Source organism: Streptomyces sp. NBC_00086 (assembly GCF_026343255.1).
Taxonomy (GTDB): Bacteria; Actinomycetota; Actinomycetes; order Streptomycetales; family Streptomycetaceae; genus Streptomyces.
Map to the genome: position 1 here is coordinate 2,500,689 of NZ_JAPELZ010000001.1, position 12,107 is coordinate 2,512,795.

General features: G+C 72.0%; 12 protein-coding genes. 3 read left to right on the top strand and 9 right to left on the bottom strand.

Going from position 1 to position 12,107, the window contains the following annotated elements:
- Positions 1 to 47: 47 nt before the first annotated feature.
- The 4 genes from OG276_RS10865 to OG276_RS10880 form a co-directional block, all read right to left on the bottom strand.
- Complete coding sequence (locus OG276_RS10865; protein ID WP_266904346.1) at positions 48 to 1,283, bottom strand: hypothetical protein; 1,236 nt, start codon at positions 1,281 to 1,283, stop codon at positions 48 to 50.
- On the bottom strand, positions 1,273 to 1,857 hold the full coding sequence (locus tag OG276_RS10870; protein ID WP_266904348.1) for a DUF6114 domain-containing protein: 585 nt from the start codon (positions 1,855 to 1,857) through the stop codon (positions 1,273 to 1,275). The genes OG276_RS10865 and OG276_RS10870 overlap by 11 nt, the downstream gene beginning before the upstream one ends.
- Positions 1,858 to 1,983: 126 nt before the next feature.
- The gene (locus tag OG276_RS10875) at positions 1,984 to 2,613 is read right to left on the bottom strand and encodes a DUF6230 family protein (protein ID WP_266904350.1); all 630 of its coding nucleotides are present in this window, start codon (positions 2,611 to 2,613) and stop codon (positions 1,984 to 1,986) included.
- Positions 2,614 to 3,202: 589 nt separating this feature from the next.
- Positions 3,203 to 4,207, bottom strand: a complete 1,005-nt coding sequence (locus OG276_RS10880) for a tetratricopeptide repeat protein (RefSeq protein ID WP_266904352.1) — start codon at positions 4,205 to 4,207, stop codon at positions 3,203 to 3,205.
- 238 nt (positions 4,208 to 4,445) lie between these two features.
- Between OG276_RS10880 and OG276_RS10885 the strand changes: the two genes are divergently transcribed.
- On the top strand, positions 4,446 to 5,108 hold the full coding sequence (locus tag OG276_RS10885; RefSeq protein ID WP_266904354.1) for a TetR/AcrR family transcriptional regulator: 663 nt from the start codon (positions 4,446 to 4,448) through the stop codon (positions 5,106 to 5,108).
- On the opposite strand, the gene OG276_RS10890 is transcribed toward OG276_RS10885, so the two are convergent.
- From OG276_RS10890 to OG276_RS10910, 5 genes are all read right to left on the bottom strand, one after another.
- Complete coding sequence (locus tag OG276_RS10890; protein ID WP_266904356.1) at positions 5,050 to 5,601, bottom strand: hypothetical protein; 552 nt, start codon at positions 5,599 to 5,601, stop codon at positions 5,050 to 5,052. The genes OG276_RS10885 and OG276_RS10890 overlap by 59 nt on opposite strands.
- A gap of 53 nt (positions 5,602 to 5,654) precedes the next feature.
- Positions 5,655 to 7,355 carry a methylmalonyl-CoA mutase gene (locus OG276_RS10895; RefSeq protein ID WP_266904358.1) on the bottom strand — a complete coding sequence of 567 codons (1,701 nt, stop codon included), beginning with the start codon at positions 7,353 to 7,355 and terminating at the stop codon, positions 5,655 to 5,657.
- 98 nt (positions 7,356 to 7,453) lie between these two features.
- Positions 7,454 to 7,783: a DUF3817 domain-containing protein gene (locus OG276_RS10900; RefSeq protein WP_266904360.1), complete on the bottom strand. Its 330-nt coding sequence runs from the start codon at positions 7,781 to 7,783 to the stop codon at positions 7,454 to 7,456.
- A 112-nt stretch (positions 7,784 to 7,895) separates the two neighbouring features.
- On the bottom strand, positions 7,896 to 8,405 hold the full coding sequence (locus OG276_RS10905; protein WP_266904362.1) for a MarR family winged helix-turn-helix transcriptional regulator: 510 nt from the start codon (positions 8,403 to 8,405) through the stop codon (positions 7,896 to 7,898).
- Positions 8,406 to 8,426: 21 nt separating this feature from the next.
- Entirely contained in the window at positions 8,427 to 9,722 is a 1,296-nt protein-coding gene (locus OG276_RS10910; RefSeq protein ID WP_266904364.1) for an MFS transporter, read from the bottom strand.
- 153 nt (positions 9,723 to 9,875) lie between these two features.
- Here OG276_RS10910 and OG276_RS10915 point away from each other — a divergent pair, with 153 nt between their 5' ends.
- Positions 9,876 to 10,862: a DUF5937 family protein gene (locus OG276_RS10915; protein WP_266904366.1), complete on the top strand. Its 987-nt coding sequence runs from the start codon at positions 9,876 to 9,878 to the stop codon at positions 10,860 to 10,862.
- A gap of 202 nt (positions 10,863 to 11,064) precedes the next feature.
- On the top strand, positions 11,065 to 12,099 hold the full coding sequence (locus OG276_RS10920) for a glycoside hydrolase family 6 protein (protein WP_266904368.1): 1,035 nt from the start codon (positions 11,065 to 11,067) through the stop codon (positions 12,097 to 12,099).
- Positions 12,100 to 12,107 lie beyond the last annotated feature (8 nt).

The window sequence follows — 12,107 nt, forward strand, 5'->3', positions numbered from 1 at the left end:
TCCGGGTGCCGCCCTCGGTGCGTGCGGCCGCGCGAGGCCGTACGCGTCTACTCCGCCGGGCCGATGTAGTTCTTGAGGCCCGGGACGGTCAGGGTGCCGCCGAACTGGCCGGCCTGGACGACCGTGACGTTCGTGAAGAACGCGAACGGGACGTTCAGGGGCGGCGGGCTCTTCGGCGTGAACTCGATCGGGATCAGCCCGAAGAGGTTGCCCTTGAGGCTCTCGGTGTACATCGTCACCTTGGCCCCGCGGATCTTCGAGGTGGAGCCCGGACGGGACTTCAGGTGGGCGACCTGCGCGCCCTTGCCCACCGTCTGGTAGAGGTCCTTGATGTCCAGCGAGTCCGCCGTGAACTTCAGGACGGTCTTGGTCTTGCCGCCCGCCGTCTTCACCTCGACGATGCCCTCGTAGTCGAGGCCGTAGAGGGTCAGCAGCGAGCTGTCCAGGTACCAGGGCTCGTCCGGGAGCAGCGGGATGCCCTGCTCCAGTTCGGCGGCGGCCAGGGCCTTGGCGTCGTAGGTCGGGCAGGGGAAGGGTTCCTTCCCGTTCTTGCCCTTGCCGCTCTTGCCGCCCTCCGTGGCCGTTTCCGGCTTCGGCTTCGCCTTGCCCGTCTCGTCCTTGGGGGTGGTCGCGGTGCCCTTGACCTCCTCGGAGAGCTCCGAGACCGTGACGCCTGCCGTCTTGGCGGCATCGCGGATCGCGGCCGCCGCCGGGTCCGGCGCGGTGGTCGCGGTGGCGGTCGGGGTCGGGGTCGGCGCCGCCGTGGCACCCCTGAGGGGCTTGCCGAGCTCGTCGACCAGACCCTTGATCGCCTCGCCGACACCGAGCGGGTCCAGCGGGTTCGTCGTCTTGGCCGGAGGGACCGCCGCCGGCATGACGCCGGGCTTCGCGGCGGACTGCGACGCCGACGGGCTCGCGCTCGGCGAAGGCACCGCCGTAGGCGACTTGCCCGGTGCGGGCGTCGTCTGCGGAGCCGTGGACGGGGTGGTCTTCGCAGGCTTCTTCGACGGCGACGGGGAAGCCGACTCCGCGGGCTCGTCGGACCGCGTCACGCACGGACCGGGCGCGAAGGGGATGTCCTTGTCGTCGGCCACGGCCAGCTTCGGCGCCATGCTCATGCCGACGAAGACCGCGGTCGGCATGGCGGCCAGCGCCATCGTCTTGCCGACGGGTATCTGGATCTTGGTCAGCAGCGACTTCCTGGGCGCCGCGTGGCGCGGGCCCTTCCTCTCACGGGACTCCGCACCCGGAGCCTCGCCCCGTTGCGTTTGTTCACCCCGCACTGTTCCTCCCGCCATCGGCGTGGGCAGTCGTCTCGCTCGCGTATGCCGTCGTTTCCGTTTCGCGCTGTCCCGGGACCCCGTGGGGGCCCGCCATCGCCTCGGCCTTGCCCAGGTTCACGGTGTGTGCCGGGTCTCTGGTGTCCCTCAGGTCGGTCTCGTCCGCCGGCTTGCCCGGCACCCACGACAGCGCGAGGCCTCCGCCGGTCAGGGCGAGGATGATGCCCAGACCGAATCCGCCGAGGTTCGACACCGGGATGGACACCAGTCCGAGCAGGATCGAGGCGACGCCCGCGAAGATCCGTACGCCCTGCTGGAACCAGAGCGTCAGCCCCAGCGTGACCAGGAGGACACCGATGATCAGCGAACCGGCGCCGGTCGTCGTCGCCATGGCGAGGGTGACGTTGCCGAGACGGACGTCCCCGTACGGGAAGTAGAGGATCGGAGCACCGCTGAGGAGCGTGAACAGACCTGCCCAGAAGGGGCGGTGACCGCTCCACGCGTGGAAGCGGTAGTACACCGCGGTAAGCCAGGCGTCGTCTTCGGCGCGCACGTAAACCGGGGCCTGGGGGTTCATGGACAACAGCTCCCTGGAAACGGGTGGTACTGAGAACTATGTGGAGCCCGGACGGGCGGGCGACGGCGACGGCTGCCGACACCGCCCGCCCGTCCGGTTATGCACCGGGAACGACTACTTCTCGTCCTAGTAGCAGGGCTGGTCGCCACCGAGGAGGCGCAGCTTGAGGTCGGGCAGCTTGAAGGTGCCCGCCGTCGTCGCCCACGCCTTCTGGCGCACGTTGGACAGCACCGCGCGGTCCGCACGCTGCGAGAACGCGTACTTGTTGGCGACCGTGCCGGCCTGCGGCTTGGTCTTGTGGGACGCGTCGCCGACCGCGACACCGATGTCCAGGTTGGTGAACTCGGCGTCGGTGTCGAGCTCCGCAACATCCAGGTAGATGTTGTCGGCCACCGCGGGCTTGCCCGCCTTGGTGCCCGTCGTCAGCTTCAGCGTGATGTTGCCGAGCGGCGTCGGGGTGACCAGCGACTGGCACATGTTGGTGATCTCGGCGTGGCTGAACCCGGAGATGGTGACCGGGTGGTGCGCCGCCGTGCCGTCGAGGTTGTGGCCCTCGGCGACGCCGCCGTACTGGATCAGGTCCTTGCCGTCGAGCTTGTCGGCAGAAACCTTGAAGTCCTGGCCCGAGACGCTGAAGGACGCCGCGAGGGCACCCTGCGCCAGACCCACTCCGACCGCCGCCGTGGCAGCGATGCTCGGCACCATGACGAGCGCGAAGCGCTTCCATCTGGTCCCGCCACGAATCTGGGAAATCATGTTCGTTCCTCCTTCTCGGACGTACATCTCCGGTCCGGGCGGTGCCCGTCCTGGGATGGGAGAAGTGCTACGTCCTCGGGAAGGAGCGCGAGCGGCCGAGCCGCGGCAATGCCGCGTCCGTACACCGGCGTTCACCCCCGAGCGACAACCACTTGGCCACGCGTTCGCGCAACCTGGAGGACAGGCCCCGCCATGTGACGGAGACCCCCCTGTCCCACGGCCGGTGCCACTGCCACCGGCCGGCCCGGTGGGGACCCTCCACCGCGGCTCCGGATGAGCGGCTCTGCGGGAAGGACCGAGCGTCGCCGATCGTGGTCCATTCACGGCCGGGGCACAAGGGGGTTCGTTACTGGCGGGTAACGGCCAGATAACCTGAGGGAGTCCCCCTCCTGTCGGGCGGCAACACAGGGTGTCACCCAGGGCCACGACAGACCGGGGGAAGAGTGAACACACCGGACAGTTCACGGGGTTCGATTTACTGCGAGTAACAGCGGCCGCGATTGCCAAGTTTTGGCAAAGCGCGGCCGCTGTTTATCTCCGTGTCAACAAATTCCGGCGTGTGCCGGTGGTGTGTCGGTCCTGTGGCGGTCTAGAACAGCACCCGGGCGAGCGCAGTGCGCGCCGAGGTGACAAGCGGGCTGTCCGGACCGACCACTTCGAACATCTCCAGCAGCCGCACGCGCACCGCGTCCCGGTCGTCACCGAACGTCACCTTCACGGTGTCCACCAGCCGCCCGAAGGCGTCCGCCACGTGACCGCCGGCCAGATCCAGGTCCGCCGCGGCGATCTGCGCCGCCGGGTCCTTCGGGTTCTCGGCCGCCGCGGCGCGCACCGCCTGCGGGTTCATGTCCTTGACCCGGACGAACAGCTCGGCCTGGGCGAGGCCCAGCTTGGCGTCGGTGTTGGAGGGGTCGGCCGCCAGTACGTTCTTGTAGGCGCGCACCGCCCCGTCCAGGTCGTCGGCGTCCAGCGCCTCGATCGCCTCGTCGAGCAGCGCGTCGTACGGACCGGCCGGCTCTTCCGCCTCCGCCGCGCCCGGTCCCGGGGCGGCGCCCTCCGCGCCGGGGTCCACCGCGACGCCGATGACCCCGAAGCGCTCCTCGGCGATCTGGACCAGCTGGGCCAGGACCCCGCGGACCTCGCCCTCGGACGCGAAGTCCTGGAACAGAGGCATCGCCTGGCCGGCGACCACGGCGAACACCGCCGGGAGGGCCTGGATGCGGAACTCGCGGATCAGGTTCTGGTTGGCCGCCACATCGAGCGCGGCCAGCGCGAGGCGGCCGTTCGCCTCGATGGTGAGCCGCTCCAGCAGCAGGCTCAGCTCCTGCCCCTGCTCGAAGCCCTCGGCGCGGAAGTCGAGGATGACCGGAACCTCGCCCGAGAGCGGGACCACGTGGCTCTCGAAGCGGGTCTCGTCGGTGTCGAAGACGAGCGCGGACGGCGGAACGGCCCCGGCGGGCTCGGGCGCACCGCCCTGAGCGGCCTTCCGGGCCGCGTCGGCGCGGGCCTGCTCGGCCTTGGCCTTGGCCTCACCGGCCGCCTTCACCGCGGCGAGGTCGACGACGCCGCTCATGGACATGTTTCTGGGCTGCATGCGTACATCCTCCCCCGAGTGCGCGCGCCGACGAAAAAGATCGGCCGAAACGAACCGATCGCATTACTTGTCGTGCTGTGGCGCCGGGTCCCCACCTGGCGCCGGTAGCTCTTCGCGTGGTTGTCGCTCTTACGCTACGAGTCGTAGCGTAACTCCCCCGGCCCGCCCGCGCTCCGTGATCTGAAGCACACGCCCGGGGGGCCGGTCGCCTCTGCTACCGGCGGGTATGGTCTCGGCCATGCGCAACCCCAGCTCGGACACCTCCTGCCCGCCCGGCCGCACCGGCCGCCCGCGCAGCGCCGCGGCGGACGCCGCGATCCTTGCCGCGACCCGGGACGCACTGGTGGAGCTGGGCTGGTCGAAGCTGACGATGGGGGACGTCTCGGTGCGGGCCGGGGTCGCGAAGACCACCCTCTACCGGCGCTGGTCGGGCAAGAGCGAGCTGGTCGTGGACGCCGTCGCGGAGCTCTTCGACTCCCTCGAACTCCCCGACCGGGGCTCGCTCGAAGCCGACATCGAGTACGTGGTGCTCCAGTTCGCGGCGCTGCTGCGGCGCCCGGAGGCCCGTACCGCCCTGATGGCGGTCGTCTCCGAGTCCACCCGGGACGAGGCCCTGCGGGACCGGATCCGGTCGGCGATCGTGGACCGGCAGAAACGTCTCGTCGTACTGGGGCGCGAACGGGCGCAGGCCCGGGGAGAACTCCCCTACGAGGAGGACGAGTCCCTCGCCGCCCACACCACGGACCTGATCTTCGACGTGATCGCGGGCACGGTGGTCCACCGCGCGCTGGTCAGCTCCGAGCCGGTGGACGAGCTGTGGGTGGCCACCTTCACGGCGCTGCTCATGTACGGCCTCCAGGGTTCCGCCGCCGGCCCTTCCGGCCCCGCACCGGCGGAGTGACCACGGCGGGCCTGCCGCCGTCCGACAGGGGCAGGAAGTCCTCGCACCAGGCCGGCGCCGAAGCGATCAGCGCCTCCGAGCGCGGGTTGTGGCCCGGCCAGGGCCTCGGGCGTCCCGGCCAGTCGGCCCAGCGCAGGCTGTCGGCCTCCTGCGGCGGCAGCAGCCCGGAGGCCACCAGGGCCGCCCGGCCCGCTTCGAGCCCGGCGAGCCGGTAGCCGTACTCCGAGGAGTCCACCTCGTGGACGTGGGCGTCGGTGAGCAGCACCGAGGCCGCCACCCCGTCGAGCCCGCGCACGATGCCCGCCCGCACGCAGGCCGCGTACACCTCGGGCAGCCGGCGGTGCTCCGGCACGGCGTTCAGGACCTCCGTCAGCCCGTCCCGGCCGGGCGGCTCGAAGTCGGCGGCGATGTACGCGTACGGCCCGCAGTTGGTCTGCATGAGCACGCGGACGCTCACCCCGTACACGGGAACGGGAAGGTGGCGGCCAGTCATGGCCGCCACCTTAGGGCGTGTCCTTCGGGCCGGGGCGGGCCCGCGACGGGGCGTCAGAAGCCCGGCGGTTCCGTGTACGTGCCCCACTCGTCCCGCAGCAGGTCGCAGATCTCGCCCATCGTGGCTTCGGCGCGCACCGCGTCCAGCATCGCGGGGATCATGTTCGACCCGTCGCGGGCGGCGGCCAGCATGGCGTCCAGCGCCTGCGTCACCTTCGCGTCGTCGCGGCCGGCCTTGCGCTCGGCGAGCTCGCGGACCTGCACCTTCTCCACCTCGTGGCTGACCCGCAGGATCTCCAGGTCCCCGGTGACCGAGCCGTGGTGGCAGTTGACGCCCACGACGCGCTTGTCGCCCTTCTCCACGGAGCGCTGGTACTGGAAGGCCGACTCGGCGATCTCCCCGGTGAACCAGCCGTCCTCGATGCCCCGCAGGATGCCCGAGGTAATCGGGCCGATCGGGTGCTGCCCGTTCGGGTGGGCGCGCAGCCCGCGCTCCTTGATCTGCTCGAAGATCTTCTCGGCGTCGGCCTCGATGCGGTCGGTGAGCTGCTCGACGTACCAGGAGCCGCCCAGCGGGTCGGCCACGTTCGCCACGCCCGTCTCCTCCATCAGCACCTGCTGCGTGCGCAGGGCGATCTCGGCGGCCTGCTCGCTCGGCAGCGCGAGGGTCTCGTCGAGGGCGTTGGTGTGCAGCGAGTTGGTGCCGCCGAGGACGGCCGCGAGGGCTTCCACGGCGGTGCGCACGACGTTGTTGTAGGGCTGCTGGGCGGTGAGGGAGACCCCGGCCGTCTGGGTGTGGAAGCGCAGCCACATCGTCTTCTCGGACTTCGCCCCGTACACCTCCTTCATCCAGCGGGCCCAGATCCGGCGGGCGGCGCGGAACTTGGCGATCTCCTCGAAGAAGTCGAGGTGCGCGTCGAAGAAGAAGGAGAGCCCGGACGCGAAGTGGTCCACGTCCAGCCCGCGCGAGAGGCCGAGCTCCACGTACCCGAACCCGTCGGCGAGGGTGTACGCGAGCTCCTGCGCGGCCGTGGCCCCGGCCTCGCGGATGTGGTAGCCGGAGACGGAGAGCGGCTTGTAGGCGGGGATGCCGTTCGCGCAGTACTCCATGAGGTCGCCGATGAGGCGCAGGTGCGGCTCGGGTTCGAAGAGCCACTCCTTCTGGGCGATGTACTCCTTGAAGATGTCGGTCTGGAGCGTCCCGTTCAGGACGGCCGGGTCGACGCCCTGGCGTTCGGCGGCCACCAGGTACATGCAGAAGGCGGGGACGGCGGGGCCGCTGATCGTCATGGAGGTGGTGACGTCGCCGAGCGGGATGTCCTTGAAGAGGATCTCCATGTCGGCGGCGGAGTCGATGGCCACCCCGCAGTGGCCGACCTCGCCGAGCGCGCGGGGGTCGTCGGAGTCGCGCCCCATCAGGGTCGGCATGTCGAAGGCGACGGAGAGCCCGCCGCCGCCGGCGGCCAGGATCATCTTGTAGCGCTCGTTGGTCTGCTCGGCATTGCCGAAGCCGGCGAACTGCCGGATGGTCCAGGTCCGCCCCCGGTAGCCGGTGGCGTGCAGGCCCCGGGTGTACGGGTACTCCCCCGGCCACCCGATGCGCTCGAAGCCCTCGTACGAGTCGCCGGGCCGGGGTCCGTAGACGGGATCGACGGGGTCGCCGGAGAGCGTGGTGAAATCGGCCTCGCGCTTGCGGGCCTTGTCGTACCGGGCCTGCCAGCGACGGCGGCCTTCCTCAATGGCGTCAGCGTCCATACCGATGAATTTACTAGGACGTCCTAGTAAATGTCGATGGCCAACCCCCGGGGAGTCGTCCCGGGGGTGGATGGATCAGCTGAGGTCAGGCGCCGGGGTCAGGCGCGGGCGGCGGCCCGATCGCCCACGATGAGGGGCTCGACCTCGGCGCGGATCTTGCGCTCGACGAAGAACGCGGCGAGCGGGATCGTGCCGGAGAGCAGGACCCACAGGAGCTTGCCGAACGGCCACTTGGCCTTGGAGCCCAGGTCGAAGGCGAACACCAAGTAGACCATGAACAGCACACCGTGCGCCTGCGAGACCGCGAAGGTCAGGTCGGCGCCGGTGTCGAAGCCGTACTTCGCCACCATGCAGGCACAGAGGATCAGGAGCATGACCGCGGTCACGTAGGCCATGACGCGGTAGCGGGTCAGCACGCTTCGTTTCATGCCGTCGAGCCTAACCGTCCGGTTTGCACGATCTTGACGCGGGCGGTTCCGCCCGCGTCCGGTGCCGTGGCCGGTACGGTTTGAACCTTTCCGGTCACAGGACCAGCGGCGGTCAGTTCTCCTCGAAGTCGGCCGCGGCCACCCGGAGCGGGCGCAGGAGCGCGAAGATCTCCGCGCATTCCTCGGCGTCGTAGGCGCCCAGCCCGAAGTCGATCTCCATCAGCGCCTTCGTGGCCGCCTCGACCACCTCGCGGCCCTTGTCCGTGATCGACGCGAGGGTGCCGCGCCCGTCGTTCGGGTTCGGGCGCCGGGCGACGAGGCCGGACTTCACCAGCCGGTCCACCGTGTTCGTCACCGACGTCGGGTGCACCATCAGCCGCTCGCCGATCTTCGACATCGGCAGTTCCCCGGCCTTGGAGAAGGTCAGCAGCACCAGCGCCTCGTAGCGCGCGAAGGTCAGACCGTACGGCTTGACGATCGCGTCGACCTCGCCGAGCAGGATCTGGTGCGCCCTCATGATCGAGGTGATCGCGGCCATCGACGGGACCGGCCCCCAGCGTTGCTGCCAGAGTTCGTCGGCGCGGGCGATCGGGTCGAAGGGAAGGCTGAGCGGCTTGGGCACGCATCAGACCCTACCGGGCGGTCATTTGGCAGCGGGATCCGTCTCACGCCTCGGCCCGTCCGTCCGGCGCACCTCGGCGAGCAGCAGCAGGACGACCCCGGTTCCCAGGACCGCGGCCGACGCCACCACCACGTGGACGGGCAGGAATTCCGCCGCGAGGCCCGCGAGCGCCATGCCCACGCCCTGAAGGGTCATCAGACCGGTGCTGAGCAGGGTCATCGCCCGGCCGCGCAGCTTCTCGGGCACGGCCTCGACGTACCACTGGTCGAGCCCGAGGGTGTACGCGTGGGCCAGCCCGGCCAGGACGAGCACGGCCAGCAGGAGCGGCAGGCCGGGCCGGACGGCGTACGCGAGCAGCGGGAGCAGCGAGAGCGCCGCGAGCGGGGCCGTGATCCGCGAACGCGTTCGGGCGGTGAGCGCGGAGCCCGCCCAGACCTCCCCGGCGATGGCTCCGGCCGGCATCGCGCACATCAGCAGCCCCAGACCGGCGGTGGAGATGCCGAGGCCCGTGGCGTACGGGGTCAGCAGTGCCTCGGGCACGACCACGAACAGCGGCGGCAGCCAGGACAGCAGGGTCAGGGCCCGCAGCCGGCGGTGGCCCAGCACGGCACGCAGCCCGGCGAGCGGGGAGACCCGTCCTGCGGAGCCCGCGCTGCGGGCGGGCCGGGCCCGGGTGCCCAGGCGCAGCAGGAGGGCGGAGCCGAGGAAACCGGCGGCCGTGAGGAGGATGGCCCCGCGCGGGGCCAGCACGGTGAGCAGCAGCCCGCCGAGCCCGAAGCCGATGAGCTGGGCGCTCTGGGCCACCATGCGCAGCAGCGAGCGGCCCAGGACGTACGCGTCGCCGGCGCCGAGGACGTCGGCGAGGGAGGCGCTGCGGGTGCCCTGGAACAGCGGCGCGACGAAGGCCATCGCGCAGCGCAGTACGAGGAGCAGCGCGACCGGGGTGCCCGGCGCGGCCATGGCCGCCGCGCACGCCGCGCAGACGAGGTCGCAGCCGACGAGCACCCGGCGCGCGGGGAGCCGGTCGGCGAGCGGCGCGAGCAGGGTGCCGCCGAGGGCGTAGGGGAGGAAGCCGAGGGCGAAGGTGAGCGCGCTCATCAGGGGGGAGCCGGTGGCGCGGTAGACGAGGACGGTGAGGGAGATCTCGGCGATGACGACGCCGAGCACGGACAGCAGGTGCGCGGCGAAGACCGGCCGGAACTCCCCGACCCGGAAGACGGCCCGGTATCCGACGGGTTCCGGTGCGGGGGTCCGCTCGGGCGCCCCCGGGACGGGATGCGGCTCGGCGGCGGGTGCGCCCTGGTTGGCGGTGGTCATACGGTGCACCCTGGCGGCGCCTAGGCTGGGGGACCAGAGATTCGTCCCCACTCGAATCACCTGCTCCGGGCCCGGCACCCCACCGCCCCGCCCCGCCCGTCCGCCCGCCGGCCGGTCCGCCCGTCCCGTCTCGCCCCCGGAGGGACCCGTACCGTGCCCTTCCACTTCCGCTTCGGCCCCGCCGACCTGATGCGCTGCCGGTTCTCGATCTCGCCCCGCTGGGAGACCCAGGAGGCGGTACGGGTCCTGCTGGACCGGCGGCGCCACGCCTACCACCTGCCCTGGCTCCGCGGGATCCGCACGGCGGCAGCCGGGCTGGACCTGCGGCCGCTGTGGCTGCTGATGCCGCGCGCGGGACACAATCCGGACTTCCTCAGCCCGCCCCCGACGGGCCCGTCGGTCACCTTCGAGGAGGAGCTCGCCCGGGTCCGGGCCGCCGATCCGCAGGCGGCGCGGGAGGACCTGCGGCGCTCCCTGGTCTGCACCCCGGGCGCCCTGGAGAGCGCGGCCGGGCAGCGGATGCTGGCCGACCCGGAGCGGGCGGTCCGGGAGCTGGCCGACCTCTACGAGCAGGCATGGCGGGTGCTGGTCGCCCCGCACTGGCCCCGGCTGCGCGCCCTGCTGGAGGCGGACGTCCTGTTCCACTCGCGGCGGCTGGCCGCGGGCGGGCTGGAGGCCCTCTTCGACGGCCTCCACCCGGATCTGCGCTGGTCGGGGAACACCCTCAGCATCGCCCGCCGGGGCCACCACGACCGCTCCCTCGACGGCCAGGGGCTCCTCCTCATGCCGAGCGCCTTCGTCTGGCCGGAGGTGGTGGGCGGCTACGACCCGCCGTGGCAGCCGACCCTGGTGTACCCGGCCCGCGGCATCGGCGCCCTGTGGACGGCCCCGGCCGGCCCGGCCCCCCAGGCCCTGGCCCGCCTCCTGGGCCGCGCCCGCGCCGACGTCCTGTGCGCTCTGACCGAGCCCGCCTCGACCACCGCCCTGGCCCACCGCCTGTCCCTGGCCCCCTCCACCGTCTCCGCCCACCTCAAAATCCTCCAGGAGGCCGGCCTCCTCATCCCCTCCCGCCACGGCCACCAGATCCTGTACGAACGCACCCCCCTGGCCATCGCCCTGACCAATCCGGCCCAGCCGTAAACCCGGCCCGGGGCATATCCAGCCCCGCCGGCGTTTGAGGCGGTCCGGGCGCAGCCCGGAGAACGGGGGAAGGGCGGGTGGGGGACCGAGCTCCCCCAGCAGCACCCGTACGCACGCGGCGCTGTCGCACCCCACCCCACCTGCCCCCATGTCACGATGACCCGGCCCGCAGCCGCCCGCCCCTTCGCCCCGAGGAAGCCGGATGCCAGCCCCCCGCAGCCGCCCCGCCACCCTCCTCACCGCAGCCCTCTCCCTGGCCCTGGCCGCCACCACGGCCTGCTCCCCCACCCCCACCGCGCAGCCGGAATCCGCCCCGCCCCACCCCCCGGCACACCCCGCAGGGGTCGGCCTCGTCGACGAGTCCCCGTTCTGGGTGGACCCGCAGAGCGACGCCGCCCGCCAGGTCGCCGCCTGGGAGGCGCAGGGCCGCAACAGCGACGCCCAGGTGCTGCGCCGCATCGCCGACCGGCCGATGGCCCTGTGGGGTCCGGCCGGCGACCCCGGCCCCGAGATCCGCCGGGCCAGGGCGAGCGCCCGTACGGCAGGCCGCACCCTGGTCCTCGTCGCGTACAACATCCCGTACCGGGACTGCGGGCAGCACTCGGCGGGCGGCGCCCGGGACGCCACCGCGTACCGGAGCTGGATCGGCGCCTTCGCCGACAACATCGCCGACACCAAGGCGCTGGTCGTCCTGGAGCCGGACGCGATCCCGCACCTCGTGGACGGCTGCACACAGGCCGACCACCGCGACGAGCGGCTGCGCCTGCTCTCCGAGGCCGTCGACCGGCTCAAGCGCAACAAGAACACCAAGGTCTACCTGGACGCCGGCAACCCGGCCTGGATCCCGGACCCGGGGAAACTGGTCGATCCCCTCTACAAGGCGGGACTCGACCGCGCCGACGGCTTCGCCCTCAACGTCTCCAACTTCCAGCCCAGCGCGGCCGGCCGGGAGTACGGCGCCACCCTCTCCAAGGCCACCAAGGGCAAGCACTTCGTCATCGACACCAGCCGCAACGGCGACGGCCCCCTCCAGGGCGACCGCGCCCAGGCCTGGTGCAACCCGCCGGGCCGCGCACTGGGCACGCCCCCCACCGCCGGGACGGGCGACCCGCTCGTGGACGCGTACCTCTGGGTCAAGCGCCCCGGCGAATCGGACGGCACCTGCCGCGGCGGCCCCCCGGCGGGCACCTGGTGGCCGGACTACGCCCTGGGCCTGGCCCGCCGCTCCGCGGACTAGATTGACCG